At 64.9% G+C, this 26,187-nt stretch carries 24 protein-coding genes, 1 tRNA gene and 1 riboswitch; of the genes, 9 read left to right on the plus strand and 16 right to left on the minus strand.

Features of this window, described 5'->3' with window-relative positions:
• The first annotated feature begins 24 nt into the window (after positions 1-24).
• Positions 25-1,326, plus strand: coding sequence for a pentapeptide repeat-containing protein (locus tag JJ918_RS04280; protein WP_291883724.1), 1,302 nt, complete (start codon positions 25-27; stop codon positions 1,324-1,326).
• Between the two features lie 96 nt (positions 1,327-1,422).
• Here the strand turns inward: JJ918_RS04280 and JJ918_RS04285 are convergent, their stop codons facing one another.
• The gene (locus JJ918_RS04285) at positions 1,423-1,899 is read right to left on the minus strand and encodes an Hsp20 family protein (protein WP_291883726.1); all 477 of its coding nucleotides are present in this window, start codon (positions 1,897-1,899) and stop codon (positions 1,423-1,425) included.
• A 222-nt stretch (positions 1,900-2,121) separates the two neighbouring features.
• Here JJ918_RS04285 and JJ918_RS04290 point away from each other — a divergent pair, with 222 nt between their 5' ends.
• Positions 2,122-3,066 carry a class I SAM-dependent methyltransferase gene (locus JJ918_RS04290; RefSeq protein WP_291883729.1) on the plus strand — a complete coding sequence of 315 codons (945 nt, stop codon included), beginning with the start codon at positions 2,122-2,124 and terminating at the stop codon, positions 3,064-3,066.
• A complete protein-coding gene (locus JJ918_RS04295) occupies positions 3,063-3,743 on the plus strand; it encodes a hypothetical protein (RefSeq protein ID WP_291883732.1) in 681 nt (226 codons plus the stop codon). Before JJ918_RS04290 ends, JJ918_RS04295 begins: the two co-directional genes overlap by 4 nt.
• Positions 3,744-3,889: 146 nt before the next feature.
• Here the strand turns inward: JJ918_RS04295 and hisN are convergent, their stop codons facing one another.
• The 3 genes from hisN to JJ918_RS04310 all read right to left on the minus strand — a co-directional run bounded on the left by hisN (position 3,890) and on the right by JJ918_RS04310 (position 6,141).
• The gene (hisN, locus tag JJ918_RS04300) at positions 3,890-4,702 is read right to left on the minus strand and encodes a histidinol-phosphatase (RefSeq protein ID WP_291883749.1); all 813 of its coding nucleotides are present in this window, start codon (positions 4,700-4,702) and stop codon (positions 3,890-3,892) included.
• Positions 4,703-4,770: 68 nt separating this feature from the next.
• Positions 4,771-5,157 carry a helix-turn-helix transcriptional regulator gene (locus JJ918_RS04305; protein ID WP_291883751.1) on the minus strand — a complete coding sequence of 129 codons (387 nt, stop codon included), beginning with the start codon at positions 5,155-5,157 and terminating at the stop codon, positions 4,771-4,773.
• A 120-nt stretch (positions 5,158-5,277) separates the two neighbouring features.
• Positions 5,278-6,141 (minus strand): N-formylglutamate amidohydrolase, encoded by an 864-nt coding sequence (locus JJ918_RS04310; RefSeq protein ID WP_291883753.1) that lies wholly within the window; start codon positions 6,139-6,141, stop codon positions 5,278-5,280.
• Positions 6,142-6,289: 148 nt separating this feature from the next.
• On the opposite strand from JJ918_RS04310, the gene cpdR reads away from it, so the two are divergent.
• Entirely contained in the window at positions 6,290-6,655 is a 366-nt protein-coding gene (cpdR, locus tag JJ918_RS04315; RefSeq protein ID WP_075188630.1) for a cell cycle two-component system response regulator CpdR, read from the plus strand.
• Positions 6,656-6,821: 166 nt separating this feature from the next.
• On the opposite strand, the gene JJ918_RS04320 is transcribed toward cpdR, so the two are convergent.
• Complete coding sequence (locus JJ918_RS04320; RefSeq protein ID WP_291883759.1) at positions 6,822-9,875, minus strand: TonB-dependent siderophore receptor; 3,054 nt, start codon at positions 9,873-9,875, stop codon at positions 6,822-6,824.
• A gap of 278 nt (positions 9,876-10,153) precedes the next feature.
• Here JJ918_RS04320 and JJ918_RS04325 point away from each other — a divergent pair.
• The 3 genes from JJ918_RS04325 (at position 10,154) to JJ918_RS04335 (ending at position 12,329) form a co-directional block, all read left to right on the plus strand.
• A tRNA-Val gene (locus tag JJ918_RS04325) sits at positions 10,154-10,228 on the plus strand.
• Between the two features lie 19 nt (positions 10,229-10,247).
• Positions 10,248-11,183 carry a Stf0 family sulfotransferase gene (locus JJ918_RS04330; RefSeq protein ID WP_291883762.1) on the plus strand — a complete coding sequence of 312 codons (936 nt, stop codon included), beginning with the start codon at positions 10,248-10,250 and terminating at the stop codon, positions 11,181-11,183.
• 66 nt (positions 11,184-11,249) lie between these two features.
• Positions 11,250-12,329 carry an Mrp/NBP35 family ATP-binding protein gene (locus JJ918_RS04335; RefSeq protein ID WP_291883764.1) on the plus strand — a complete coding sequence of 360 codons (1,080 nt, stop codon included), beginning with the start codon at positions 11,250-11,252 and terminating at the stop codon, positions 12,327-12,329.
• Between the two features lie 169 nt (positions 12,330-12,498).
• On the opposite strand, the gene JJ918_RS04340 is transcribed toward JJ918_RS04335, so the two are convergent.
• From JJ918_RS04340 to JJ918_RS04360, 5 genes are all read right to left on the minus strand, one after another.
• The gene (locus JJ918_RS04340; protein ID WP_291883766.1) at positions 12,499-13,269 is read right to left on the minus strand and encodes an ABC transporter ATP-binding protein; all 771 of its coding nucleotides are present in this window, start codon (positions 13,267-13,269) and stop codon (positions 12,499-12,501) included.
• A complete protein-coding gene (locus tag JJ918_RS04345; protein ID WP_291883768.1) occupies positions 13,266-14,252 on the minus strand; it encodes an iron ABC transporter permease in 987 nt (328 codons plus the stop codon). The genes JJ918_RS04340 and JJ918_RS04345 overlap by 4 nt, the downstream gene beginning before the upstream one ends.
• A complete protein-coding gene (locus JJ918_RS04350; RefSeq protein ID WP_291883770.1) occupies positions 14,249-15,016 on the minus strand; it encodes an ABC transporter substrate-binding protein in 768 nt (255 codons plus the stop codon). Before JJ918_RS04350 ends, JJ918_RS04345 begins: the two co-directional genes overlap by 4 nt.
• Positions 15,017-15,068: 52 nt before the next feature.
• Complete coding sequence (locus JJ918_RS04355; protein ID WP_291883771.1) at positions 15,069-16,967, minus strand: TonB-dependent siderophore receptor; 1,899 nt, start codon at positions 16,965-16,967, stop codon at positions 15,069-15,071.
• A 107-nt stretch (positions 16,968-17,074) separates the two neighbouring features.
• A riboswitch (cobalamin riboswitch) is annotated at positions 17,075-17,286 on the minus strand.
• A gap of 52 nt (positions 17,287-17,338) precedes the next feature.
• Positions 17,339-18,223 (minus strand): WecB/TagA/CpsF family glycosyltransferase, encoded by an 885-nt coding sequence (locus tag JJ918_RS04360; protein WP_291883773.1) that lies wholly within the window; start codon positions 18,221-18,223, stop codon positions 17,339-17,341.
• Between the two features lie 145 nt (positions 18,224-18,368).
• On the opposite strand from JJ918_RS04360, the gene JJ918_RS04365 reads away from it, so the two are divergent.
• Positions 18,369-18,614: a hypothetical protein gene (locus tag JJ918_RS04365; RefSeq protein ID WP_291883775.1), complete on the plus strand. Its 246-nt coding sequence runs from the start codon at positions 18,369-18,371 to the stop codon at positions 18,612-18,614.
• Positions 18,615-18,618: 4 nt separating this feature from the next.
• Here the strand turns inward: JJ918_RS04365 and mnmD are convergent, their stop codons facing one another.
• The 3 genes from mnmD to motA form a co-directional block, all read right to left on the minus strand.
• Positions 18,619-20,355 (minus strand): tRNA (5-methylaminomethyl-2-thiouridine)(34)-methyltransferase MnmD, encoded by a 1,737-nt coding sequence (gene mnmD / locus JJ918_RS04370; RefSeq protein WP_291883778.1) that lies wholly within the window; start codon positions 20,353-20,355, stop codon positions 18,619-18,621.
• A gap of 7 nt (positions 20,356-20,362) precedes the next feature.
• Positions 20,363-20,914, minus strand: coding sequence for an alpha/beta hydrolase (locus tag JJ918_RS04375; protein ID WP_291883779.1), 552 nt, complete (start codon positions 20,912-20,914; stop codon positions 20,363-20,365).
• 101 nt (positions 20,915-21,015) lie between these two features.
• Entirely contained in the window at positions 21,016-21,888 is an 873-nt protein-coding gene (motA, locus tag JJ918_RS04380; RefSeq protein WP_291883781.1) for a flagellar motor stator protein MotA, read from the minus strand.
• A 207-nt stretch (positions 21,889-22,095) separates the two neighbouring features.
• Here motA and JJ918_RS04385 point away from each other — a divergent pair, with 207 nt between their 5' ends.
• A complete protein-coding gene (locus tag JJ918_RS04385) occupies positions 22,096-23,370 on the plus strand; it encodes an MFS transporter (RefSeq protein WP_291883783.1) in 1,275 nt (424 codons plus the stop codon).
• 36 nt (positions 23,371-23,406) lie between these two features.
• Here the strand turns inward: JJ918_RS04385 and JJ918_RS04390 are convergent, their stop codons facing one another.
• Genes JJ918_RS04390 through JJ918_RS04400 form a run of 3 tightly spaced genes read right to left on the minus strand, consistent with a single transcriptional unit; the run spans position 23,407 to position 26,185 of the window.
• Positions 23,407-24,618, minus strand: coding sequence for a lytic murein transglycosylase (locus JJ918_RS04390; protein WP_291883785.1), 1,212 nt, complete (start codon positions 24,616-24,618; stop codon positions 23,407-23,409).
• Positions 24,615-25,394, minus strand: a complete 780-nt coding sequence (locus tag JJ918_RS04395) for a DUF1194 domain-containing protein (protein WP_291883787.1) — start codon at positions 25,392-25,394, stop codon at positions 24,615-24,617. Before JJ918_RS04395 ends, JJ918_RS04390 begins: the two co-directional genes overlap by 4 nt.
• Positions 25,391-26,185 carry a DUF1194 domain-containing protein gene (locus JJ918_RS04400; RefSeq protein ID WP_291883789.1) on the minus strand — a complete coding sequence of 265 codons (795 nt, stop codon included), beginning with the start codon at positions 26,183-26,185 and terminating at the stop codon, positions 25,391-25,393. The genes JJ918_RS04395 and JJ918_RS04400 overlap by 4 nt, the downstream gene beginning before the upstream one ends.
• Positions 26,186-26,187 lie beyond the last annotated feature (2 nt).

Raw genomic sequence — 26,187 nt, forward strand, 5'->3', positions numbered from 1 at the left:
TGTCTCCACCGACAGGACTTGCCGATGCAAGGGCGGAAAATCGAATTCAAGATGCTGAACCAGGCGCAGGTCGACATGATCTGCGAACGGCATGAGCGTCTGTGGTCCGGCAAGGCCGGCGGCGCCCGGGCGAGCTTTGCCTACAGCATCGTCGAAAATCTCGACCTGTCGAACCGTGACCTGTCCGACGCCGATTTCTCCGGCGCGGTCCTGCGGGGGGCCAATCTCTCCGGCGCCACGCTGAACAGCGCGATCTTCTTTGCCGCAGACCTGCGGCGCGCCAGCCTGGAAGGCGCCTGCCTGCGCCGGGCCGATCTGCGCGGCGCAATCATGCGCGGTGCGAACCTGACCGGTGCCGACCTCACCGAAGCCGACCTGCGCGAAGGTGCGATCGCCCAGATCGACAAGGAAAAGGGTCTCGCCGTTCTCACCCACAAGACCCAGGGCAATGACTCAGACAAGGCCAATTTCACGGGCGCCAACCTGTCCCGCTCGAAAATGGCCGGCATCACGGCACAGAAGTTCGACTTCACCGACGCGATGCTGCTGGGCACGCGGATGATCCGCGCCAATCTGCGCGGTTCGTCCTTCCAGGGCGCGAACCTGGAGGGCGCCGACCTGTCCGGTGCAGACCTGACCGATACCGATTTCACCAATGCCGTCCTGATCGGCACCAAGACCGTCATGGCCAAGAAGGACCGGATGCGCACGGATGGCGCGCTGACCGAGGCACCGGTCGGGATCGATGCGAACACGCTCGACAACCCGGTCGCCAACCAGATCGCCGAGCACATGAAGTGGTGCGAGACGAACGGCCGTGAAGGCAAGCCCTCCCTGTTCGACGGCACCGATCTGCGCGGACTGACCTCGCTGGCCGGCAAGACACTGACCGCCTTCCACGCCCGCGGCGCGACGCTTTACGGGCTCGACCTGGAAGGTGCGCAGCTGCAGGGCGCCCGGCTGGAGAAGGCGGACCTGCGCATGGTCTCGCTGCGCGGCGCCGACCTGCGCGGCGCCGACCTGACCGGCGCAAACCTCTCCAACGCCGATCTGCGCGACTGCCAGCTGGGACCGCTGCTGCTGGAAGGCAACCGCATCCTGCCGGCTTCCCTGGCCGGCACCCGCGCACGCTATACCGATTTTCGCGGCGCCGACCTGCGCCAGGTGAAAGCCACCGGCGCGGATTTCTCCTACGCGCATCTGGACGGATCCGACGCGCGCCGCGCCCTGTTCGGCGGATCCTGTTTCACCGGAACATCCTTCGACGAACGCTTCCTGGAGCAGGTGGCCTCGATCGAGGGCGCGGTGGATCTCAACGCGGCCTGACCTGCCGCCTTCATCCCGATCCCGGCAATAAAAATGGGCGGCGGACACCTGTCCGCCGCCCAGTCATTCGGGGGATAATCGTGAGTGCAGAAGCGATCAGGCAGCCTTCGTCTTGCCGCCCTCGATCAGCTTCGCCTTGGTCTTGCCGGACCCGGCCTTGATCTCGATCCGCTTCGGCTTTGCGGCCTCGGGGATTTCGCGGACCAGACGGATCGTCAGCAGGCCGTTCCTGAGACCGGCCTCGGTCACTTCGACATGGTCAGCCAGATGGAAGCGGCGCTCGAAGGCGCGCTCGGCGATACCACGATGCACGAAGCGGCGTTCGTCGGCGTCGGTCTTCTCGGCAATCCGGCCGGACACGGTCAGCACGTTTTCCTGGACTTCCACAGTGAGGTCTTCCTCACCGAAACCGGCGACGGCGAGCTCGATCAGGTACTCGTCATCGGCAACGTGCTGGATGTTGTAGGGGGGGTAGCCCTGGGATTCGATCTTGGTGGCCGAGTCCATCATGTCGGCCAAGCGGTCGAAACCGACGATCGAACGGTAGAGCGGGGTAAAATCGACAGTACGCATAACAGTCCATCCTCCTTCAGAGCGATAAACAGGTCCGGACGGGCCGGACGGTTGACGGGGACCGCCACGCACACTGGCCGTGGCCGGTCCGCAGGTCCCGTTGCGGCAACCTGCGCGAATTAGTTGGGGAGGCGATCACGATTTCGCAAGCCCCGCGCGAAGCAATTGCGCCGCTGCGCGGGCTTGGCTAGGACAGGACAACGGAGACAGGGAGAATTCCATATGCGCACCAAGGCCCTTGCTGCCCTTCTTGGCGGTTCGATGTTGCTGGCATCCTGCGGAAATTCGCAGACCGATACGGACGCGGATACCGAAGCGGCTGCACCGGAGACCGCCGCCGAAACGGCTGCCGCGCCGGAAGCCGAAACAGCACCCGCCCCGGATTATTCCGACATCGAGACCGTCCTGGCCGGCGACTGGCGGGGCGAGGCGGCCGCACGCGACGAATGGCGCCACCCGCGCGAAACGCTGGAATTCTTCCAGATCGACCCCAGCTCCACCGTCGTGGAGATCTGGCCGGGCGGCGGCTGGTACAGCGATGTGCTGGGCCCGTGGATCGCTGCCAATGGCGGGACCTATGTCGCCGCACACTTCCCGGCAGACGCTGCCAGCAACTACCAGCAGCGTTCGCGCGCCGCGTTCGAAACCCGTATCGAGAACAACGCCCTGTATGGCGAGCCGCAGCTGGTGAGCTTCAGTGGCGAAGGCGGTCTGGACATGGAAGACGGCAGCGCGGACGCCGTGCTGACCTTCCGCAACGTCCACAACTGGATGAATAACGGCTTTGCCGAACGCGCTTTCGCGGAATTCTACGACGCCCTTCGCCCGGGCGGCGTGCTGGGTGTCGTCGAACACCGCCTGCCTTCGTCGCGCGAACAGGATCCGATGTCGGCCAATGGCTATGTGCAGCAGGCCTATGTCATCGCCATGGCCGAGGAAGCCGGGTTCGAACTGGTCGACACTTCGGAAATCAACGCCAACCCCGCCGATACGGCCGATCACCCGCTGGGTGTCTGGACCCTGCCGCCGGTGCGCCGTTCACCGCAGGAAGGCGATGAAGGCTACGAGGGTTTCGATCGCGAACATTTTGACGCGATCGGCGAAAGCGATCGTATGACCCTTCTGTTCCGCAAGCCGGCTTCAGCGTCCGGGGCCGCCGAAGAATGATGCGCAGCATCCTTGCCATGGTTGGCGCCGCGCTCGTGAGCGTGGCGCCCGCCGTCGCGGACGATACCGCCAGCGAGGTTGAACGCGTCGCTGGCCCCTTGCCGCGTTTCTTCCCGCATCTGGAAAGCTATCTCGACATTCCGGACGCCGAACGCAGCCATTTCCGGATGGCCTACGTGGTGAGCTCGGCCGAAGGCATCCCGCCCGAGGATATCCGGATGTGGTACGATCATGACGGCGAGACGCATCAGTTCGCGCTGGATGCCACGGGCCGCATCACCCGGCTACCCGGACTGCCCGCACTGGATGCCGAACCGGATGTGTGGATCAACCAGCCGGCCGGCGGCGGGTTTTCCCTATCGATGCAGTTCGAGTATTCCGGCCCCGGCGCAACTGAGTTTTCCCGCGACGCGCTCGCCATGAGTGTCGAGCAGGCCAACCGGGCGATCCGGTCAGCTGCGGGCGTCGCCGCACTGTTTGCCCCGCGGATGGAATCCGTTGTCTTTGTTTTCGATGGCGCCGCCCCCGAGGCCTGGGCCGTCGACCGCGACGGTGAACGCGCACCACTGACGGTTCAGGAGAACCGGGCCTTTTTCAGACCGGCCGACCGGAGCAACCGGTCGATCGAGCGCATCGAGTTCGGCCGCGAACCGGTGAGGATCCTTCTGGACAGCTAGATCAGGATCGTTTCCTGCGGAATCGACCCTGCTCCAGAATCCTGAGCGGTCGCGTGATCGAACCGGTGAACCGGTTCCCACTTCACCTGATCACGCTTCAGAATCCTGAGCGGTCGCGTGACCGAACCGGTGAACCGGTTCCCACTTCACCTGATCACGCTCTGGCGTGCCGCGGCGGCGAGCAGGGGCAGAACGCTTTCAAGCAGAGCCTCTGAAGCCGCCGCCACCACCTGGCCGCCGAGGCTCGGATCGCCGCCGCGCCAGTCGGTCACGACCCCGCCCGCGCCCTGGACGACCGGCATGAAAGCCTGGACGTCATAGATCTGAAGCCCGCTCTCGATCACCAGATCGACGCCGCCAGCGGCGAGCATGGCATAGGCATAGGCGTCATATCCGAAGCGGCACAGCCGGGCTGTCCGGCGGACCCGCTCGAACGCTGCCGCTTCATCGCCGCTGAACAGATAGGCATCGGTTGTCGCAAGGATCGCCTCGTCGAGGCTCGTCCGCCCGCTGGTGCGCAATTCCCGCTTCGCACCGCCATGCCACAGGGCCGCCCCGCCCGGCCAGCCCGCAAACCGTTCACCGATATGAGGCTGGTCGATGACACCGACTTCGGGTCGCCCCGCCTGCTCGAGCGAGATCAGCACGGTCCAGGTCGGAAGCCCGGCGATAAAGGCCCGTGTCCCGTCAATCGGATCGAGGATCCAGCGCCGCGCGTTGTCGCGCACCGTTTCGCCGAATTCCTCCCCGAGGATGCCGTCATCGGGCGCACGCTCCGCGAGAACATCGCGCATGGCCTGTTCAGAGGCCCGGTCTGCTGCCGTCACCGGGTCGAAACCCGCCGTCAGCTTGTTTTCCACGGCCAGCCCGGAGCGGAAATAGGGCCGGATCGCCGCACCGGCGGCGTCGGCCATCCGATGCGCGGTTTCCAGGTCGTAGGACGGGTCGTAGCCAGACATGAAAAGGCGCCTAGCATGGCCCTCGCCGCCACGCCAGACGCCTTGTCGTTGTCCCCCCGGACCTCGTATCAGGCGGCGTCGTTCGCCGGTTCATCCGGCTCGAGCGACTTGGCCAGTTCCAGCAGGCGTTTGCGCGGACGCTCGCCCAGCCGGTAGTAGGCGCGGATCAGGTCCATCGTCTCTTTCTGCGAGAGGATGTCCGCCGAAAGGCGCGAGTCATTGTCTGCCTGATCACGCTGCGACAGGCCTTCATAGAAATACTGCACCGGCACATCGAGCGACTCGGCCAGTTCGAACAACCGGCTGGCGCTCACCCGGTTCGCGCCGCACTCATACTTCTGGATCTGCTGGAAGCGGATGCCGACGGACTCGGCCAGCTGCTGCTGCGTCAGTCCCAGAAGCCGGCGCCGGCGGCGCAGGCGCTTGCCCACATGAAGATCGATATCGTTGGTCATACTACTCGCCGCCTGTGCTTCGCGTCTCGAAATGCGCCGCATTGGGACGCACACCTCACAGGGGAGCAAAGCGCGTGCCGCGCGAGGCCGTGCCGCAAATTTCGCTCAGGATGGGTATTGTCAGGCCGGCACGCAGCGCGCCCAGTCAGTTTCAGCCAATTGCCTGACAATCTTGCGCATTTCTGCTTCGAAACCGGCGAAGCCTGGCGCCATCACGACCCTTGCCTCGTCGAGATAGAGGCTGCGATTGATCTCGATCTGGATCAGATGCACCCCGTCGGCGGGCCGTCCGTAGTGCTCCGTCGTATAGCCGCCGGCATAGGGAATGTTCCGAACTGTGACGTAGCCCCGGTCCCGAAGCACGGCCTCGACCCGGTCTGTTATGCGCGGGTCGCAGGAAGAGCCGAACCGGTCGCCCAGGACAAAATCGACACCGCGGGCGGACTGGTCCGGCATGGAGTGCATGTCGATCGCCACCACAAAACCGTGCCCGGTCCGCAGCTCTGCAAGCAGGGCCTCGAGCGTCGCGTGATAGGGTTCGTAGAAGCGCTCGATCCGGCTGCGTGCTTCGGCATACCGCAGGCGGCGGCGATAGAGCGAGCGCCCCTCGACACCGATTCGCGGAACGACACCGAGCCCGGATGCGGCGCGCCGGGAAACCGGCGCCGTCTGATCCGGCAGGCGATCGGAAAACATTCCCGGATCGAGTTCCCACGGTCCACGATTGGGATCGACAAACACACGCGGGAACTGGGCCGTGACCAGATGGGCGCCGAAATCGGGTGCCGACGCGATCAGCGTGTCGACATAGGCGTCTTCGGACCGGCGCAGCTGGTCGAGCGTCAGGCAGGTCATCGACTGCATTTCCGACGTGTAGTGCCGGCCGGAATGCGGCGAGGCGAACACGATCGGCCGGGCCGGGCCGGACGGCCGCGCGACCCGGACCGCATCGGCCGACGCATTTGGATTTGCCGAAACATCCAAGGCGAGCGATGATGGGTTTGCAGCGTCCATGGGTCAAAGAGTGGGCAGCTGCACTCCGCCGGTCAAGCGCTACAGCGCGTTCAGCGGGTTTTTACCAAGCGCGTGTAGGTTGCCGTCAATTCGAGTTTTCGCAAGGGTGGGACCTGAGATGGCAAAGATTCTTCTGGCAGAAGACGACGATTCGATGCGGGACTTCCTCGCCAAGGCCCTGAAACGGGCCGGGCACGAGGTTCTCGTGTGTTCCGACGGGGAAGAAGGACTGGACGCGATCGGCGAACAGCCGGCGCAGTTCGACCTTCTCCTGACCGACATCGTGATGCCCGGTGTCGACGGGATCGAGCTGGCACGCCGTGCCGCAGAGATCGATCCGGCACTCAAGATCATGTTCATTACCGGCTTCGCCGCCGTGGCCCTGAACCCCGGCTCCGGCGCCCCGACCAACGCCAAGGTGCTCTCCAAGCCCTTCCATCTGCGCGAACTGGTCGACGAAGTGGCCCGGGTGATGGCGGCCTGACAGCAGGCTGCACCGGAACGGACCAGCAGGACGCCGCCCTTCGGGGCGGCGTTTTTTTCGCCCCGGAGAGCGGTGCCGACCTTCAGCTCCGGTCGGAGACAGCGCAAAAGAAAAGGGCCCGCTCTTGCGAGCGGGCCCAATCCCTGAAGTCGGTCAGACCGAAGTCTTACCAGGCCTTGCTGACGCGAGCGAAGAAGCGACGGCCCAGGAGGTCGTAACCCGAACCCAGCACTTCGTTGCCGGAGCCGAGCGTGGCACCCGATGCATCCTGATCGATGATCGCCGGCTCTTCGTTGAACAGGTTGTTCACACCGAAGGTAACAGCCCAGGTGTCCTGATCGTAGCTGATCGACAGGTCGTGGTACCAGACCGCGTCCCAGCTATCGACGGCGTCGCCGCCAAGTTCGGACGCCGCTTCGATACGCTCGCCGTAGTCGACGCCGACCACGTTGCGGATCGAGGCCTGCTCGCCGAGGTAACGGGCACGCCACAGCATCGACCAGTCACCGCGTTCGAAGCGGTTGGAGATCGCGCCGCGCCATTCCGGGCTACCCCAGTCGCCGACGAAGTTGTTCAGGTCCGATTCCGCAGTGTTACGGGACAGGATCTCATCGGACTTCGTGAAGGTGGCGTTCATGTCGTAGTTGAAGCCGCCGAGGAAGTTGAAGTCCATGTTGAACCGGCCGTTGAAGTCCCAACCCGTGGTTTCCTGGGTCGCAACGTTGAACGGCGTATTGTCGACGAAGGTCAGAAGACCGGTGTTCGGGTCACGCTGGCGGCGCGCACAGAACGGGTCGTTCGGGAAGTTCGTCGAGTTGTAGCACTGGCCCAGCGAGAAGGCCGTGCCCGGGATCGCGATGGAGTCTTCGACTTCGATGGAGAAGTAGGAGACACGCAGCGACGCGTCGAACCGGTCGGTGAACGGCTGGTCGAACACGAAGCCGAGGCTGTAGGCATCCGAGGTTTCCGGCTCCAGCGAGGGGTTACCCGCCCGGAAGCTCTCGATCGAGGGCGTACCGGTCAGACCCAGCGAGGTCGGATCCACACCTTCGGCGACACAGTTCGCCAGGACCACGGCATCACGATTGTCGTTGGTCGGGTCGTAGGTGTTGCCCGGACCGCGAGCATCGTTCGGAACCACGCACGGATCGGCAAAGCCCGAGGTGAAGCCCGTCTGGCCGCCCAGGAACAGTTCACGCAGGTTCGGCGCCCGGAAGGACGTGCCCATCGTGGCGTTCAGGGTCAGGAAGTCGGTCATCACCCACGACGCACGCGCCGAGTAGGTGGAGTTCTGGCCGTAGTACTCGTGGTCGGTCAGACGACCGGCCAGTTCCAGCGAGATGTCCTCGGCGAACCGGGCGCCGGAGACGAGCGGGATCGCCAGCTCGGCGTAGTATTCGGTCAGCTGAGCGGAACCTTCCGAACGACGGTCGGCGAAGTAGCCGGCCGCAAGGCCGTCGGCGGCCACGGTATCCGTGCCGGAGTCGAGCGTGTCGCGGCGCCATTCGATACCGAACACACCGGAAACCTCACCCGCCGGCAGTTCGAACAGCGGCCCCGTGGTGAAGCCACCGAAGATCAGCTGGTCGACGACCGTCGTCGCGGTGCGGTCGATGCGCAGGAAGTCGTACTCTTCCTGGGTACCGAAGGACGGCGCCGTGGAGCCGTCGTTGGGATAGAGGTTCGGGTGGAACAGGTTCACCGGAACACAGTTGTTCGGAGACAGGAAGCCGAACAGTTCGATCGTGCTGTTGTCGTCGGAACCGCAGACGATTTCGCCATTCTCGACGCGCGTCGTTGCGACGACGGCGGTCAGGAGACCTTCGTCAACAGCCGGACGGCGCGAGTAGCCCATCGACCGGGTGTAGCCGCCGAACACTTCGTACGACCAGGACGGAGCGAAGCTCCAGTCACCCTGCAGACCCGACATGAACCGGGTGTACTGCGTTTCCACTTCGATGTTCGAACGCTCGATCGGCGAGGCGAAGATCGGCACCACGTCGAAGCCAAACGGGTTGTACGGGTTGTCCGCACGGACCGTCGGGAAGAGCTGGCCATGATAACCGGACTTGTAGGTCGTCTGCGAGTTGGTGTGCAGCAGTTCCGTGAACACCGTCACGTTTTCCTGACCCAGGAACCGGTCGATCGTGTAGTCGCCGGTGAACAGGAAGGAGTAACGCTGGGAGTCCGGAATGATGTCCGTGGTCTGGTCGAGATAGGACGAGCGATAGGCTTCGTTCGTGCTGTCGCCGAAGGACCAGCCCGGGATGCCCGTGTCGGACGAGCCCGGCGTGGAATAGACGTCGGTGCCGTACAGGCCCGGATTGGCGTAATAGGACGCCAGGTCCGGCTGACCGTTGACGAAGTAGTTGTAGGTACGAACGCGGTTGATGATCGCGCCTTCGCACTCGGACAGCAGCGAGCCGTCATCGGCGATTTCGATGTCGCGCGAGCAGTACAGGCCGTCGGTCGGGTCGTAGTTCCAGTCGCGGTCGTTAACCTGCAGGCTGTCCTGGTGGAAGTATTCCATCGAGAACATGAACCGGCCGTTCTCGGAAGAGTCGCCAACCATCATGTTCCAGCGGTGCGAACCGCCACCGGACTCTTCCGGCGAGTTCGTGTATGCGCCGACCTGGAAGCCTTCGAAGTTGTCGCGCAGGATCACGTTCACAACGCCGGCAACGGCGTCCGAACCGTAGACCGAGGACGCACCGTCGAGCAGGATATCGATCCGCTGGATGGCGTCGGTCGGAATAATGTCGACGTTCGGCAGCGACGGAGCACCTTCCACACCGGACGGTGCAACGCGGCGGCCGTTGATCAGCAGCAGCGTCTGGTCAGGATTCAGGCCGCGCAGCGTAATCGTGTTGGAGCCGGGACCGGCGTCCGTCACGAAGGCGCCGCCGATCGTGTTGTCGAGCTGGACGCCCTGGGCGACCGACGACGTCTGCAGAATTTGTGCGGTGTCGATCAGGCCCGCATCGCGGATTTCCTGAGAGTCGATCACCTGCAGCGGCGCCACGGAGGCGAACGCATCACGACGGATGCGCGAACCGGTAACGACGATGGTGTCTTCGCTCGCAGCGGTGTCCTCGGACTGCTCGTCCTCGTCCTGCTGCTGGTCTTGAGCGTAAGCCGGAGAAATGGCCAGGCCAGCGGCTGCAAAGCCTGCAAGGATAGTCGAGCGCAGAAGGCGCTCGCGGTCCCAATAAGTGCTCACGATTGTACCCCTTTGTGTATCTGGACGCCCACTCCGGCTTTTGTTCTATCCGTGAGCAGACGCGGTTGGGTCACCCCAACTCAGCGCGCACTATGTCCAACATCGAAACGGATACAAAGCACTCGTGCCGGCGCCGCCGCATTTCCGTCATTTATGTTGCAAAAAAGTCATAGACTGGCAGGGTTCCCGAAAGCACTGCAATCAGGCAGCAGGACTGCACATGCGGCACTTGCACTCCGCTCATCCGGAGGCTAAGAACCGGCTCCCTTGTGACGGATGGGCGATTAGCTCAGCGGGAGAGCACTTCGTTGACATCGAAGGGGTCACTGGTTCAATCCCAGTATCGCCCACCATCCAACTTCCCCCAGGCTCATGACCAAGTCGCCCACGCCAGATGGCGCGCACCCGCGCCGTAACGTTATTTCCAACCAGGTTTCGCCGGACCGGGCCTTCATCCCCGACACCTCGGGAACGCCCTATCGCACCATGAGCGAGATGTTCGAGTATATCTGGCGCGACGGCACTCCCGATCCTGCCAAGTTTGCCGGACTCGACGAAATCGACGTCTCGCACCGCTATGCGATCTGCATGGTACCGCGTTCGGGGAGCACCTTCCTTGCGCACTTGCTGAAGCAGACGGGCTGTTTCGGATATCCCAGCGAATGGCTCGCCATAGCCCTCGCCGAGGACCAGGCACGGGAGACCGGGTCGACCGATTGGGACATGCTGTTCAGGCGCGTCCTCGCCCGCCACGCTTCGCCTAACGGGGTGTCCGGCATCGAACTGGCCCTTGCCCATCTTCTGTGGGGCCGCCAGGCAACCGGCCGCAAGCAGATTCTCGGCCGCGACATGCGCTATTTCTACCTCAGGCGCCGCAATATCGTCCGCCAGGGCATTTCCATGCATGTGGCCCACCAGTCGGGCGTATTGCACTCCTTCCAGATGACTGATGATGCGCGCATCGTCCAGGACGCCGTGCTCTACGACACCAAGGCCATCCGCAACTGGACCAAATTCCTGCACGATGAGGAAATGCGCTGGGAACGCGAGTTCGGCGCGATCGGAATCGAGCCCGTACGGCTCTATTACGAAGATATCGTGCGTCGGCCCGAACGGGTGGTGCGCCTGTTCGCCAATATCCTCGGCCTGCCGGAAACGCCGCTGCCACCGGAAAATGTCGAAATCGCAAGCGTCGGTCATCAACGCGCCGACGAATGGGAAGCCCGCTATCGCGAGGAAGACGCCGACTATCTCGGCGCAATGGCGCGGCACCGCCCCTTCGTCCACCCCCCGGTCCAGATGACATAGCGCTGCACCGGGCGCTTTGCGAACGGCGGCCGACACCCTAGCTGTTGTGCAAAAGGAGGCTGACCCATGGACGACCGCCTGCGTACTGCGCTATCCGGAATCCACGAACGCCAGTCCGGCCGAAATCTGGTCGATGCCGGCCGCATCGAGGCCGCTTCGGTGATGGGAGACACGGCGACCATCATTCTTTCGCCACCCGTCGCCGGCCAGCCCGACCTCGACCGCCTGCAGCCGGAAATCGAGACCGCCGTGACCGCCCTCGACGGCATCGCCCGGACGCGCATCGTGATGACCGCGCATCGCGAAAATCCGGGCAAACAGAAACAGCCGGAAAAACAGCCCCGCAGCGGCGCCACACCCAAGCCCGCAAAGCGCATCATTGCCGTTGCCTCCGGCAAGGGCGGCGTCGGGAAGTCGACCATCGCCGCCAATCTCGCCGTGGCCCTGGCCCGTGAAGGGCTGAAGGTCGGTCTGCTGGACGCCGACATCTATGGCCCGTCCGCGCCGCGCCTCTTCGGCCTCACGGATGTGCCTGGGCTTCAGAAGACGGATGCCGGTGTGCAACCCGTCATGGCGCATGGCGTGAAGATCGTGTCGATGGGCTTTGTGGTGAAACCCGGGGCCGCCGTCGTCTGGCGGGGACCGATGGTGCAGGGCGCCATCCGGCAATTTCTCGCCGACACCGATTGGGGCCAGCCCGATGTGCTGATCCTCGACATGCCGCCGGGTACCGGCGATGCCCAGCTGGCCATCGCCCAGGACATTCCGGTCGACGGGGCCGTGATCGTCTCGACACCCCAGGATCTCGCCCTGGACGATGCCCGCAAGGCGATGAATCTCTTCGACCAGACCCATGTGCCCATTCTCGGCATGGTCGAGAACATGTCTGTCTTCATCTGCCCGCATTGCGGTGAGGGCAGTCACATTTTCGGTCATGGCGGCGTAAAGGCGGAAAGCGAGGCCCTGGGGGTCGACTATCTGGGCGACATCCCGCTGCACCCCGATTTGCGCACCCGTTCCGACGCCGGCGAACCGATGGCACTGGACGACGGCCCGGTCGGCAAGGCCTTTGCCCGCGTCGGCCGCGCCGTCATGTCTGCAGCTGAAACGGCGTCCAAGCCGGCACCGGAAATCGTCTTCGAGTAGGCGCCGCAGAGCATTTTCAGCAAAAATGGGAACCGGTTTTGCGGTTCGAAAATGCGATCACCAAGGACGGGGCATTTTCAGCAAAAGTGGGAACCGGTTTTGCGGTTCGAAAATGCGACCACTAGAACGCTAGAGCAATTGCACGGGCCTCAATCGCGACGAAATTGCTCTAGCGCGAGGACGCAAGCGGTGCCAGGCGGGTCGGAACGATGCCGCCCGGTGCGCGCACGTCAAAGGCTTCGCTGACAACCGCTTCGGACAGGGCGGCATCGGCCGGACCGTCGGCCAGGATGGCGCCCCGCTTCATCACCAGGACTCGGTCGGCAAAGCGGGCAGCGAGATCGAGGGCGTGCACGGCGACAATCACCTGCGTTCCCGCCTTCGCCGCGTCCTGCAGTATCTCCATCACACCCAGCTGATGCCGGATATCGAGGGCGGCGGTCGGTTCGTCGAGCACCAGCAAGGGCGCATGGCCGGCAAGCGTCCGGGCGATCAAGGCACGCGCGCGCTCGCCGGACGACAGCGTGTCGAACCGCCGGCCGGCCAGATCGGCAATACCGGTCTGCTCCATGGCCTGATCGATCGCGGCGCGATCATCTGTACCCAGGGCCCGCAGGGGCTGGCGCCAGGGCGCACGCCCCAGCGCGACGAGATTGCGCACGGTCATCGGCCAGGCAGAACGTCCGTCAGGCGCCAGGTAACCGATCATCCGCGCCCGCTCGCGCAGCGGCAGATCCGCAAGCGGGCGTCCGTTCAGCGCCACGCTGCCGTCGGCCGGCTGCAACAGGCCGGCGGCCAGCTTCAGCAGGGTCGACTTGCCCGCCCCGTTCGGACCGACGAGGGCCGCAATGCCGCCGCCCTCGAAGGACAGGCTGGTCCGGCGCAGCAGAAGCCGGTCGCCATAGCCGAAATCGACATGATGGAAATCCAGCCGGCTCATGGCGCCACCCGTTGCGATGTGCGCACCAGCCAGAGGAAGAAGGGTGCGCCGATCAGTGCCGTGACCACACCGAGATAAAGCGGCATGCCGGGCCCGGACACGAGCCGCACGAACAGGTCGGCCAGTGTCACCAGAAGGGCGCCTCCCAGCATGGAGGGCAGGATCAGGGCTCCGGGGCGGTGCGCCACCAGCGGACGCAGAAGATGCGGCAACACGAGCCCGACGAAACCGATCGCACCGGCCACCGCTACACCGCCGCCGACAGCCAGCGCGGTTCCGGCGACCACGGTCAGGCGTTGCCGCCGCAAATTCACGCCCAGACTGACCGCCGTCTCTTCGCCCAGGCTCAGCGCATCCAGACTGCGTCCCGTCGTCGACAGGATCGCAAGACCGGCGAGGATCAGCGGGGCGGCGAAGGCGATCTCCGTCCAGCTGGCATCTTTCAGCGACCCCATCAGCCAGTAGGCGATCTCGGCCAGCGCCCACGGGTTGGGGGCGAGATTCATCAGCAATGCCGTCAGGGCGCCCGCCATCGCATTCACGGCCACACCCGACAGGATCAGCGTGGTTGCAGACGCGCCGCGCCCCGCGATCAGGAAGAGCAGGGTCACGCCGGCGGTTGCGCCGAATACGCCGGCGAGCGGCAGCGCCAGCGCAAACAGGGAAGCCAGTCCGAAGTACAGCGCCGTAACGGCACCAAGGCCGGCACTCGCCGATACGCCCACGACGCCGGGATCGGCCAGCGGATTGCGGAAGAAGCCCTGCATGACGGCGCCAGCCCCGCCAAGCCCGGCACCGATCAGAACACCCAGCAGGACACGCGGCAGCCTGAGTTCGCGCAGGATCAGGGTGTCGAGTGTCGGCGTGGCGGAAAACAGTCCGTCAATTGCTGCGAGCCCCGTACCGCCGCAAAACAGCGACAGGCCGACAGCCACCGCGAGACCGGCCGTCAGCCCTGCCACCAGAAAGCCCCGCCCGCTCATGACGGCACCTGCCGCGACCAGTCGTCGATGATATCGGCGATGCGCTCGGCCGCGTCGATCAGGCGCGGGCCGGCACAGGGCCAGTCGCTGGCCGGGATGGTTTCGCTTGCCCCCTGCGTCAGCACGCGCCGGTAAGCCGAATGGCGCGCCGCACGGTTCGACAGGCCGGTATAGCCATCGGTGAAAAAACTGGTGAGCACGATATCGGCCTCCACGGCGAGCACAGTCTCGGGGTCGCCGGCCGGCCAGCCGGTTACACCCTCCTCCGCCATGACGTTGACGCCACCGGCCGCCGCGATCGCCGCGTCGATATAGGTCCCGTCACCGGCCGTTCCGCCGGACGCGCTCAGATAAAGCACGCGGGGCCGCACACCCCGTTCCGCGCTGCGCGCAGACAGCGCTGCCAGACGGCGGTCAAGCGACGCGACCGCCTCACCGGCTTCCGCGTCGCGATGCAGATGACGGCCTAGCGCAACAAGATTGGCGCGCACGCCATCGAAATCGCTCGCCCAGCTCAGCTCGAAGGTTTCAAACCCGGTCCGTTCCAGCATGCGGCGCGTCCGCGCACCCTCGCCCGCCCCGAACACCGTCAGGCCCGGCGCCAGCGCATAGAGCCTTTCTGCATCATTCCAGGCCCTGGGAAGGCTGCGTGCCCAGTCCGGCGCCGCCGAAACCGGATGGTCGGCCTGCCAGGACAGGGCCGCAATGCGACCCGGTCCCGCCAGTTCCAGGACATAGGCGTCGGCGCACAAGGATGTGGACACGACCCCGTCCCGGGCATGCAGAACGCGCACGCCGCCGCCGGCGAAAGCCGGACTAGCCGTTGCGCAGACGCAGGCCAAGATACAGGCCGCGGCCCGGCGTATGATAGCCGAACACATCCTGATACTCCTCATCGAGCAGGTTCTCACCGCGCACATAGAGCTCCAGCGCATCGGTCGCTTTCCAGCGCACCTGACCGCCCACCAGCGTGTAGGCATCCAGTGTCACCGTCTGGAAAGACCCGAAATCCGTATCCAGCTGATCGCCGGTATGGTCGATGGTCAGTGCGCCGGACCAGTCGAGATTCGCCGGATGCCAGTCGAGCGTCAGCGATGCCAGCTGTTCCGGCCGGCGGATCTCCGCGACGCCGTTCTCCTCGCTCTCCAGCAGCGAGAGCGATCCGAATGCCGACCAGCTGCCGGAAATATCCCAGCTGCCGGACAGTTCGACGCCCGAACGGTTGGAGAGCGATGCGGCGTTCAGCGCGGTCGAGGGGAAGGACGCGTAGTCGGTGTAGATCTCGTCCTCGAGCTCGGACTCGAAATAGACGGCGGAAAGGGTCGCACGCCCGTCCAGCAGGGTCTGGTCCCAGCCGATCTCCCAGCCCGACGAGCGCTCGGGGTCCAGGTTCGGATTGCCGACAAAACTGCCCGGGAAATAGCCGAACAGTTCGTAGATTCCCGGATTCTTGACGCCTTCGCCAAAGCTCACCCGGGCCCGGCCATCCACAGAATCAAACGCCCAGCCGGCGCCGACGCGCCAGGTCGTGGCATCGTCGAACCGGTCGTGAATATCGCGCCGGACGGACGCGGTCAGCGTGAGCGCGCCATGGTCCAGACCGTAGTCGGCCGCGAAAGCGCTCGCCTCGATCGAGGGCGACTGGTTGGACCCTGCCCCCGGCGCCGTGAAGGATTTCAAACGATCCCGGTCGTGTTCGACGAGCCCCGTCAGACGGTGCTGCGTCTCGCCCGTCGACCAGCGGCCGGTGACTTCATAGTGAGACTGAAGCCGCTGTCCCAGCGAACGGCCGGTCGATGCCCCGTCCGCATAGTTCTCGACCTCGTCATCGGTCAGCTGCACCGCCAGTTCGTGCTCGATCCGGAAACCGCCGGCCGAATGTTCAGCCAGCAGCGCCGCGCGGGCAAAAACGGTCCGGCCGTCCGTGTTCCGGTCGACATCGTTCAACAGGCCGTCGAAATCGGTGTCGCTGTCGAACGCGCTTTCGTAGGACAGCCACCGGGCCGAGCCTTCAAACCGGACAATATCGTTGAGCGCGTAGCCGCCGGCGAGATTGACGGTCTCGTTCTCATAGCCGTCTTCCTCGCCGCCCGTGCCCGACACATCGATCCCGTCGCTGCGATAGGCACTGCCGGACAGGGTCAGCCAGCCTTTTTCGAAGGTCGAGGCGATCCGGCCATTGCCATGGAAGGTCCCGAATTCACCGCCCTCCAGTCCCAGCGAGGTTGTCATACCCGTCGTGGGCCGAGCCGTGGTCAGACGCACGACACCGCCAATCGCGTCGGCACCCCACAAGGCCGACTGTTCGCCGCGAGACACCTCGATCGAACCGAGATCGCTGAAGGCGAAATGCGCGAAATCCGCTTCACCGGTGAAGGGATTGTTGGCTTCCACGCCATCGATCAGCACAAGAACGTGATTGGCCTCGGCGCCGCGCGCCCGGATCTGGGTCAGCGCGCCGGGCGCCCCGGAATGCGAGACTGCCAGGCCCGGAACGGCCCGCAGGATATCGGCTGCAAAGACCGAGCCCCTGGCCTCGATATCATCGGCATCGAGCCGGGAAATACTGGCCGTCGCATCATCGGCCGGAATCGGCACGCGGGCGGCAGTGATCAGGATGACATCATCGTCCTGCGCGTCCTGGGCCAGGACAGCGGGTGAAATCAGGAATGAACTGGCCGCCAGCGCCAGCGGCAGCGATTTGTGTATGCGCATGTACCACGTCTCCACAGCATGGTGACCGGCCGCACGCGCGACCGGCGGGTTGCAAGGAGTCGTCGAAAACGGAAAATCCGCGCCAGCCTCGTGTTTTCCCGCACGAGCGGACAGACGACGGCGATGGCAGGTCTTCCGGCTTGCGGGTCAATGCGGACGATGCCCCTTCCCGGAGCTTCGAGCTCCAGTGGTTACATGCATCGCCGCTCGCCGCTTACGGCTGCGGGCACAGCGCCGGACTTGGACATCACCAAAAAAGTGGTGACCGCACCGGCTTCCCGATTAATCCCGTGAGGGAACCATCGCGGCGCGGACGCTAGGGCCGGCCGCGGCAAAAGGCAATGCCAGTGCCCCGAATGTAACAGTGTGTATCACTCACGTGACGCCAATTGGGCTTCCAGGTTGCGGATACGTTGGTGAAGTGCACGCTCTTTGACACGGTCCGGCTGCGACAGCGCACGTTCGAGCGCACGCAGCTCGCGCTGGGTTTTCCGCCAGCGCTGCCACAGCAGAAACACCTTCGGTCCCTCGACCAGATAGCGGCGCCACATCCGGCCCGGCTCCTGCACGAGACGGTGCAACCACTCCAGCCGTGCCCGCTGGATCCAGACCGGTGCCCGGCGGGCCTTGCCACCCAGGAAGTCCAGAGACGCACCCACGCACAGTCCGACACCCGTGCAATCGCCGCGGTCAAGACAGGCTTCCGCGATCATTTCCTGCTGCGGAGACCCCACGCAGATCAGGACAAAGCGCGACGGATTCTCGGCGACAAAGCGGGCACATTCCGCAACCGCTTCCGGATTGTTGCGCAGCCCCATCGGCGGTTCGTGCCAGCGCACATCTTTCAAGCCATAGCGTGCCGTCACGGCATCGATGACGGCGCGATTGCCGCCAATGATCGTCAGCGGTTCGGCCGGGTCGATTGCGGTGTCGAACAGGCGTGCCGTCAGGTCCGAACCCGGCGCGATATCGATGCGCTCGCCCGACATGCGGCCGATCAGTTCCAGGATGCGGCTATCGCAGACCGTCAGCCAGGCCTGGGCATAGAGCGTGGCGAGCACGGTGTCGTGCTCGAGCCGGACCAGATGGTCGACATTGGGGGTGACGACAAAGGCGAAGGGGCTGGCCGGATCGCGTTCGGTGATGCGGCGCAGGGCCGTATCCAGACCGATCTTGTCGAAGGCCGAGTTCAGAAACCAGATATGACGCGAACCATTACGCCGTTCGACGAAGCTGCCGCTGGCTGCTGCCTGCATGATCTGACACCCTTTGTCCCGTTACGCGCCACGCGTGACCGTCTCACCCTCACCGATGCAAACCGCGCGCCGTTTTCCCCGGTGGCGTGCATCCAATCGGACCTCCTGCGGCATCCAGAGGAGCAAAGGTCGAGGAGGGCCCGGCATGCTTGTGAAAACGGAAGTTCTGGCAGCCATGGCGACACTGCCCGCCGTCTCGCTGGCGCTGCCGCCGGTGACCGGTCTGAATGTCACCTTGTCGATGGGCGCGTATTCCGTCGTTCTGGAAGGAGACGGGGCACCGGATTTCCGGATCGATACGACCTGTTTCGCAACACCCTGCCCGCTCGCCGAACTGAGCTTCGAAAAGTCAAACGAGACGCCGGACGATCTGCTGCCGGAAGCGGTGTAGCGTCCTAACCGCCGCGTCTCTGGCGGCGTATCTCGAAACGTGCCGGCCCGAACGCTTCGGCCGCGGATCGCGGCAAGGCAGACACATGCCCATGCGCAAGCGCCGCGACATGCTCGGCCAGCAGCGGCGCGTGCGCGAAGCCGCGCGACCCCAGACCGGAGAGAATGAAACTTCGCGGCCCCAGCGCCCCGGCAACGGGGAGCCGGTCCGGCGTCGAGGCTCGTACACCATGCCAGGTCCGCACGACCTCGCCGATCTTCAGTGAAGGGAAATGCCGGCCGAACGCCGCGCGGAAACCGGCAATGGCAGGCTCTTCCGGTCCGGCATCCTCGCCGGCCACATGGGTGGCACCGACCAGCACACCGCCCGGCGCCGCACAGGCATAGCCGCCCCAGGTCACAGGCTGTACGGGGGCTTCCCCCGCAAAGACTGCGACCTGCCCGGCGCTCGGCGAAATATCCGGATACCAGGCCGTCATGCCAGCGCCGCAGGCGTAGACGACGCAATCCGCGCGGTACAGCGTCTCGCCATCTGCATCCGCCAGCAGGACGTCGCTGTCCGTCTCGAAGACTGATGCGATCCGCGCCTTGTGCACCAGCACGTCGCCCAGCATCTGCGCGACGATGCGCGCGGGTTCGATCCGGGCCGCGGCGCGCATCTGCAGCACCGACCCGTCCCACTCGACCCGCTCGTCCATCAGGGCTGCGATACCGGCGAAACGTTGCGCTTCGCGCTCATCCTTCGCCAGCCGGACAACACCGCCGGGATAGAAACCATCGAAGCCTTCATAACATCTGCGCGCATAATCAAACGCCGCCAGGGTTGCGCGGACATGGGGCCGGTCGGCGCGTTCCAGGCGCGGTGTCAGCAATCCGGCCGGTGCGCCCGATGCACCACCTGCCGGTCCGGCGGCGTCGAACACGACAACCTCGCTGCCGCGCCGTGCAAAGGCGCGCGCCAGGCTGGCGCCGACAATGCCGGCACCGATGATCGCAACCTTCCGCGGCTGCGGTATTGTTGCGGCGGACGTTCCGGGAAACACGGCCTCCAGACGCTCGCGCTTGCGCCCGAAGCCGGGGCGTTTGGCGACTTCGAAGCCAGCGGCCTGAAGACCCCGCCGGACGTGGCCGGCCACGGTGAACGTACCGATCCGCGCGCCCGGCGCTGACAGCCGGCCAACCTGGTCGAGCACGTCCTGGGACCACATGGCGTCATTCTTCGCCGGCGCAAAGCCGTCGAGGAACCAGGCATCCGCCCGGAAGTCCATGTCTGCCAGTGCGGCCTCGACCGCGTCGTGAACGACGGTGATCGCGAACCCGTCCTCGGGAAACACAAGGCGATGAACACCCTTCTGCCGCGAGGGCCATTGTTTCAGCAGACGCGTCGTGAGCAGCTCAAGACCCGGCCAGGCAGCAAACGCCCGGCCGGCTTCATCGCGGCTTAGCGGGTGTTTCTCGACGGAGACGAAATCCAGCCAGGCGCCAGCCGGGCGGGTCTCCCGCCAGAGCTGCCAGAGCGCCAGCGCATTCAGCCCGGTACCAAAGCCCAGTTCGCCGACAACAAAGTGCCGCCGCCCCTGCCAGGCCTCGGGCAGGCCGCACCCGGTCAGGAAAACCGCCCGTGTCTCCTCCAGACCGTCCTCGGCGGAAAAATAGACATCGCCATAATCGGCCGCGCGCGGACCGGACGGCTCGCTCCAGTCGAGCCGGGCCGGTTCGCAAACCAGGCTCTCCTCGGTCATGACCGGCCTAGAGCGTCTGGGTGAAGCGGGCGAAGGCCATCAGACCCTCCGGCCAGGGGCCGTGTCCGCTTTCCGGCTCGAAATGCCCGGCCTCGCCGGCATTGCCGAAATGAATGCCCCAGTCGCGCGCCCAAGCTTCCGCCTTGGTGATATTGCAGGTGGGATCGTTGGAGCTGGCCAGCAGCAGGCCGGCAAAGCCGAGCGGCTGGCGCGGCACCGGATCGAAGCCGTGATCGCCATAGGTCGTCTTCAGCTCGGGGCGCTCCCAGTCCGATGCACCGACCAGAAAAGCACCCGCGATCTTGCCGGTAAGTGCCGGGGCGGCATGCGCCACGGTGAGGACACCCAGCGCATGGGCGACCAGGATCACCGGCTTTTCCGTCTCGCCGACCGCATCGACCAGCCGGTTCACCCAGGTCTCGCGCTGCGGCTGGTTCCAGTCATCCTGATCCACGCGGCGCGCCGTGGACATATTGTCCTGCCAGCGCGTCAGCCAGTGGAAGGGAGACGGATTGCCCGCACCGGGCACGATGAGAATATCGCTGTCCTTGATCTTCATGACGCCGTTCTAGCGCCGATCAGGGCAAACGCCATCCCCCCAAATGAACTGGCGCGGAACCGGTGGGTTCCGCGCCAGTTGTCCTCGTGCGGCCTTGTCGATCAGCCGACTTCGGAGGGTATCTGGTCCAGGGCTGTTTCCAGCTCGGCAAAGCTGGGCTGCATCTTGGAGGGAACGCCACCGCGGCCGATCTCGACCGAAATCTGGGCAGCATTGCCGTGCAGGTGCGCCACGAGAACGTCCTGGATGATCTTGTAGAAGCTGTGTTCCTCGTCATAGACGGCCTGCATGTAGGCCGCGAAGGGGCCGACAAAGCCGTAGGCGATGAACACGCCAAGGAAGGTCCCGACGAGGGCGCCGCCGATATAACCGCCCAGAATGGCCGGCGGGCTTTCGATCGCGCCCATCGTCTTGATGACGCCGAGCACGGCAGCCACGATGCCCAGGGCCGGCAGACCGTCGGCCATGGTCTGCATGGCGTGGGCCGGATCGGCAGCTTCGTGATGGTGCTTTTCCAGCTGCTTTTCCATCGCGTCCTCGACCTGGTGCGGGTCTTCCAGGTTCATCGTCATCATGCGCAGCGTGTCGCAGATGAAGTCGACGGCGAAATGGTCCTTCATGATCCGGGGATAGCGCGTGAAGATCGCGCTGTCCTTGGGGTTCTCGATATGGCTTTCGAGCGCAATAACCCCTTTTGTCTTCATTGTTTTTGTTAGCAGGAACAACAATGAGAGCAGGTCGGTATAGTCCTGCGCCTTCCATTTGGGGCCGGTGAAGATCTTGGCGAAATCGCCGAGGGTCTTCGTCACCGTTTTCGGCTTGTTGCCGATCAGGAAGGCGCCGACAGCCGCGCCGCCGATCATCATCATCTCGAAGGGCATGGCTTTGAGGATGACGTCGAAATGGCCGCCGGCCAGCGAGAAGCCGCCGAACACCATCACGAACACGACAATGATGCCGATAATTTGGAACATTTTGTACCGTCCACCGCTCTGGAAGGCCGTTTCTCGACCCGTTTGACCGGCACTATGACGGGACAAGCTTAATGTCCGGTTGAACGCGCGTTATGCGGGTGTTTACGGATCAGCGGCGCGGCGCCCCGGCCACAGACGTTCATTCCGGCATACCCGCTCTTTAAAAACTCATTGGACGGTCGGGAATCCGCGGTCTAGATCAGCATCATGACCCCGCCCCAGACTGCGTCCACACCCACCAGTCCCGCCGAACGGCGCCAGGCCTTCCGCCTGCTTTTCCTGTGCCTGATGGCAACCGGCATCGGCAATAACATGCTGTTCGCGATCCTGCCGCCGCTGGCGCGCGGGCTGGCCGTGCCGGAATACTGGGTCGGCGCGATCTACACGGTTTCAGCCGTCCTCTTCATGACCATGACACCGGTTTGGGGTGCGTTGTCAGACCGCCGCGGACGCAAGCCCTTCATCGTGTTCGGCCTGTGCGCCTTTGCCTGTTCGACCCTGATTTTTGCGGCCGCAGCCTGGGCCGGGGAAAGCGGCTGGATCCCGCCCTTGGGCGCAATCTTTGCCATGGCGCTGGCCCGCACCCTGTTCGGCGGGCTCGGCTCGGCAACCAATCCATCGGCACAGGCCTATGTCGCCGACCGGACCAGCCCCGGCGAGCGGACCGAGGCGCTGGCCGGACTGACAGCCGCCTTCGGCCTGGGTGCGGTCATCGGTCCCACCCTCGCGGCCACATTGGTCGAACTGGTCGGCGTGCCGATTTTCATGGTGATCATTTCGGCGATGGTGGCCTCGGGCGCTTTCGCGGTCTGGTACCGGCTGCCCGAACAGTCACCGCCCAAGCTGCAGAGCCGGCCGATCAATCCCTTTGCGCAATTTGCCTTCGGTGCCGATCCCCGCATCTTTCCGTTCGTGGCCTACGGGTGCGTCGCCTGGATCGTACAGTCGCTCAGCCTGTCCACGCTTGCCTTCTTCGTGATGGACTCGCTGCAGCTCGATGAGGCCGCGGGGTTGCAGATGTCGTCCATCGCACTGGCCGCAGGCGCGGGTGCACTGATCGTCGCCCAGCTGGTGGTGATCCCGGCCCTGCACGCCAGCCCGCGCATCCTCATGTCGCTGGGCGCAGGGATCACGATGGCCGGCTTCGCCCTGATGATCGTGGCGCCGAACTATGCCGGCATCGTCACCGCCTATATCCTCATCTCGTTCGCATTCGGACTGGCCCGCTCGGGCTTTGTCGGCGGGGCCTCGATCGCCGTTGAGCCTGAAGAACAGGGCCGGGTCGCGGGCCTGACCACAGCCACTGCCGGGCTGGGCTTCATCCTCGGCCCGGTCGGCGGCCTGTTCATGTACAACCAGCTGGGCCACCTCGTGCCCTACTATGTCGCCTTCGTGCTGGCCGCGATCACACTGGCGCTGGCCTGGTTCCATCCCGGCATCCGCCGGGTCGCCAACATCGTCGAGGTGAAGCCGGAGCCCTGAGCCAGGGCTCCGATACCAGATCGTCAAGCACGCGGACTATTGGGCCGCCGCAGCAGCGATCACTGCATCATACATGGCCTGGCCGACATAGCCGTCAGCAAGATGGCCATTGGACCGCTGGAAAGCGCGCAGCGCCGCGCGCGTATTCGGTCCGGCAAGCCCGTCCGGCGTTCCGCTGTCGAAACCCAGCGCGTTGAGCGCCGCCTGCAGTTCGCGGGTCTGGCTGCGGGTGATCGGCGGATTGTTTTCCGGCCACGGCCCTTCGAATGGCTCGCCACCGGCGATCCGGTCTGCCAGATGCGCGACACCGATCGCATAGCTGGTGGAGTTGTTGTAGCGCAGGATCACGCGGAAATTCGGGAAGGTCAGGAAGCCCGGCCCCGAACCGCCGGCCGGCAAGTCCAGCCGTGCGGCCTGCATCAGCTGGTCGGCCGACCATTCGCCGCGGGCCGGCTCGATGCCAAGCACCGCCCATTGTGACACCAGGCGCGACTGGCCGGGGTCCCAGGCGGCGAAATCAAAGCTTTCCGGCACATCCACTTCGACCACTGCAGGCTGACCCGCCCGCCATCCGGCCCGGCCGAGCAGATTGGCGGCAGACGCCAGCGCATCCGCCTCATTCGTCCAGATATTGCGGCGACCGTCGCCATCCCAGTCATGGGCGCGTTCCAGATAGGTAGACGGGATGAACTGCATCTGGCCCATCGCACCGGCCCACGAACCGGTGAGCTGGTCGCGCGTGGCATAACCATTGTCCAGCATGTGCCCGACGGCAATCAGCTCACCCTCGGCCCAGTTGCGGCGGCGGCCTTCCCAGGCCAGCGTCGCCAGCGACCGGACAATGTCGTTATTGCCGGGGATCTCGCCATAGGAACTTTCCAGCCCCCAGATCGCAATCAGGATTTCCGGACGCACCTCGAAATGCGCCGCGATGGCGTCCACAGTCTCGCGATTTTCCGCATAGGCAGCCCGGCCGTTGCGGATACGCAGGTCGGACGCCGCGATATCGAGATAGGACCAGAGCGGCCGCACGAATTCCGGCTGGCTGCGATCGCGTTCGATGATGCGCATGTCCGGCTCCAGCCCGTCCAGCATGGATGCGACGGTGTCCGGCGTCGCGCCGGACGCTTCCAGGCGGCCGCGGAAACCGGCAAGCCAGTCGGCGAAGCTTTCGCCGTCGGGCTGGGCAAAAGTGGCGGCGGTGAGGGTGGTAACAAGGGCCAGGCTGGCCAGTAGCGTGCGGATCATCCATTCCTCGTGAAGCGCAGCGGATCGAGATTGGCGATCTCGATGATAAGCTTCCGTTTCAATGCGTCCACGAAATCATGATGTTCGTTTGTTGGCGAAATGAAGGCGCCGGGGCCGGCGATCACTTCATTCTCGAAATAGGCGGCCACATCGATCGAGACGGACGGCCGGAAGGGATGCTGGCGCGCATTGTCGATCGGCAGGCCGTTGATGGTGATCATTTCGGCCTCGGCCCGGTTGCGCGCGGCCGAAAGACTGGGCCCGGCATTCTGGGGGCCATCACCCGACAGGTCGATCACCCGGCGTACGCCGTCATAGCGATTGTCCGCGATCAGGCTGACCGAATTGTCGATCGCACCACCGATTGCTGTACGCCGGCCGGAAATGAAAGGCGCTGTCGCCAGTGTGGCGGCGAAGGCCCTGGCGTCGTCCTCGGTCTCGATGACCGTCCAGGGCGCCACGACGCGCTGGAAGTCGGCATCGGCCCATTCCAGATACATCACCGCGATGCGGCCATAGCCGCCGGACTGGATCGCGGAGATCACTTCCGGATCGGCGAGCGCCGCGACATGGCCCTCACGCTGACGCCGCGCCTCGACCTCGTCGATCGAGGACGACACATCGACCGCCAGTACGAGTTCGAGATCGACCATCTCGCGGCCATCCTCGGCGTACTGGATCTCGCGGGTATACCAGTCGGGTGTCGCGGCAAGATTGCCGCCGGTCAGACAAAGGACGGCCAGGATCGAAAGGCCCGTCCGGACGGCAAGTCTCATGGCGCCAGACCCGTTTCCGACACGTTCGCGGGACGGGCCGGATCACGGCCCAGCTCTTCCGGCGACGGCAGCGCCCCCGCGATCTCGATCACCAGCTTGCGCAGGATCGCCTCGCGGAATTCGGCTTCGGTGCGGGCGGGCAGGACGAAAGCACCGGGTCCGGTGATGACGTTTTCCTCGAAATAGCCGTCGAGATTCATCTCGACGGGCCGCACCCAGCGGCCATTGCCGGTGGAGATCACCGGCAGACCGTTGACCACCACGCCGGCCGCATCAGCACGGGCCCGCGCCTGCTCCAGCGGCAGGCCCTGGTTTTGCGGCCCGTCGCCGGAGATATCGATGATGCGGCGGGGAGCCGAGTGCGCATTGCTCTCGATACGCTGCACACTGTCAGCGATCGCTGCACCGATGGCGGTGTAGTGGCCGCGTTCCAGCGGGGCAGCCGCCACGCGGGCAGCAAACTCCAGCGCGTCTTCCTCGCTGGCGATCACGGTCCAGTCGGCCGCGGCTCGCTGGAAACCGCTGTCGGCCCATTCCACATAGGTCACGGCGATCCGGCCCAGAGGCCCGCCCTGGATCGAGCGGATCACATCCTCCGAGGCCAGGGCTGCAACATAGCCTTCGCGCTGGCGGCGTGCCTCCTCCTCGTCAACGGAATAGGAGATGTCGACGGCGAGCACGAGCTCGACATCCACGTCGTAATCATAGGTGAAATCGTCGTACTGCGCGCTGGCGCCAGCCGCGAAAAGGGCCGCTGCCGCGACCCCGAAGCATACCCCGAACCCTGTCATGG

It is taken from the genome of Maricaulis sp., from assembly GCF_017642925.1.
Lineage (GTDB): Bacteria > Pseudomonadota > Alphaproteobacteria > Caulobacterales > Maricaulaceae > Maricaulis.

What these genes read in the sequence shown, in the direction of transcription:
- JJ918_RS04280 (WP_291883724.1), top strand. Translation starts at nt 25, where the DNA reads ATGCAAGGGCGGAAAATCGAATTCAAGATGCTGAACCAGGCGCAGGTC.
- JJ918_RS04285 (WP_291883726.1), bottom strand. Translation starts at nt 1,899, where the DNA reads ATGCGTACTGTCGATTTTACCCCGCTCTACCGTTCGATCGTCGGTTTC.
- JJ918_RS04290 (WP_291883729.1), top strand. Translation starts at nt 2,122, where the DNA reads ATGCGCACCAAGGCCCTTGCTGCCCTTCTTGGCGGTTCGATGTTGCTG.
- JJ918_RS04295 (WP_291883732.1), top strand. Translation starts at nt 3,063, where the DNA reads ATGATGCGCAGCATCCTTGCCATGGTTGGCGCCGCGCTCGTGAGCGTG.
- hisN (WP_291883749.1), bottom strand. Translation starts at nt 4,702, where the DNA reads ATGTCTGGCTACGACCCGTCCTACGACCTGGAAACCGCGCATCGGATG.
- JJ918_RS04305 (WP_291883751.1), bottom strand. Translation starts at nt 5,157, where the DNA reads ATGACCAACGATATCGATCTTCATGTGGGCAAGCGCCTGCGCCGCCGG.
- cpdR (WP_075188630.1), top strand. Translation starts at nt 6,290, where the DNA reads ATGGCAAAGATTCTTCTGGCAGAAGACGACGATTCGATGCGGGACTTC.
- JJ918_RS04330 (WP_291883762.1), top strand. Translation starts at nt 10,248, where the DNA reads ATGACCAAGTCGCCCACGCCAGATGGCGCGCACCCGCGCCGTAACGTT.
- JJ918_RS04335 (WP_291883764.1), top strand. Translation starts at nt 11,250, where the DNA reads ATGGACGACCGCCTGCGTACTGCGCTATCCGGAATCCACGAACGCCAG.
- JJ918_RS04340 (WP_291883766.1), bottom strand. Translation starts at nt 13,269, where the DNA reads ATGAGCCGGCTGGATTTCCATCATGTCGATTTCGGCTATGGCGACCGG.
- JJ918_RS04345 (WP_291883768.1), bottom strand. Translation starts at nt 14,252, where the DNA reads ATGAGCGGGCGGGGCTTTCTGGTGGCAGGGCTGACGGCCGGTCTCGCG.
- JJ918_RS04355 (WP_291883771.1), bottom strand. Translation starts at nt 16,967, where the DNA reads ATGCGCATACACAAATCGCTGCCGCTGGCGCTGGCGGCCAGTTCATTC.
- JJ918_RS04360 (WP_291883773.1), bottom strand. Translation starts at nt 18,223, where the DNA reads ATGCAGGCAGCAGCCAGCGGCAGCTTCGTCGAACGGCGTAATGGTTCG.
- JJ918_RS04365 (WP_291883775.1), top strand. Translation starts at nt 18,369, where the DNA reads ATGCTTGTGAAAACGGAAGTTCTGGCAGCCATGGCGACACTGCCCGCC.
- mnmD (WP_291883778.1), bottom strand. Translation starts at nt 20,355, where the DNA reads ATGACCGAGGAGAGCCTGGTTTGCGAACCGGCCCGGCTCGACTGGAGC.
- JJ918_RS04375 (WP_291883779.1), bottom strand. Translation starts at nt 20,914, where the DNA reads ATGAAGATCAAGGACAGCGATATTCTCATCGTGCCCGGTGCGGGCAAT.
- motA (WP_291883781.1), bottom strand. Translation starts at nt 21,888, where the DNA reads ATGTTCCAAATTATCGGCATCATTGTCGTGTTCGTGATGGTGTTCGGC.
- JJ918_RS04385 (WP_291883783.1), top strand. Translation starts at nt 22,096, where the DNA reads ATGACCCCGCCCCAGACTGCGTCCACACCCACCAGTCCCGCCGAACGG.
- JJ918_RS04390 (WP_291883785.1), bottom strand. Translation starts at nt 24,618, where the DNA reads ATGATCCGCACGCTACTGGCCAGCCTGGCCCTTGTTACCACCCTCACC.
- JJ918_RS04395 (WP_291883787.1), bottom strand. Translation starts at nt 25,394, where the DNA reads ATGAGACTTGCCGTCCGGACGGGCCTTTCGATCCTGGCCGTCCTTTGT.
- JJ918_RS04400 (WP_291883789.1), bottom strand. Translation starts at nt 26,185, where the DNA reads ATGACAGGGTTCGGGGTATGCTTCGGGGTCGCGGCAGCGGCCCTTTTC.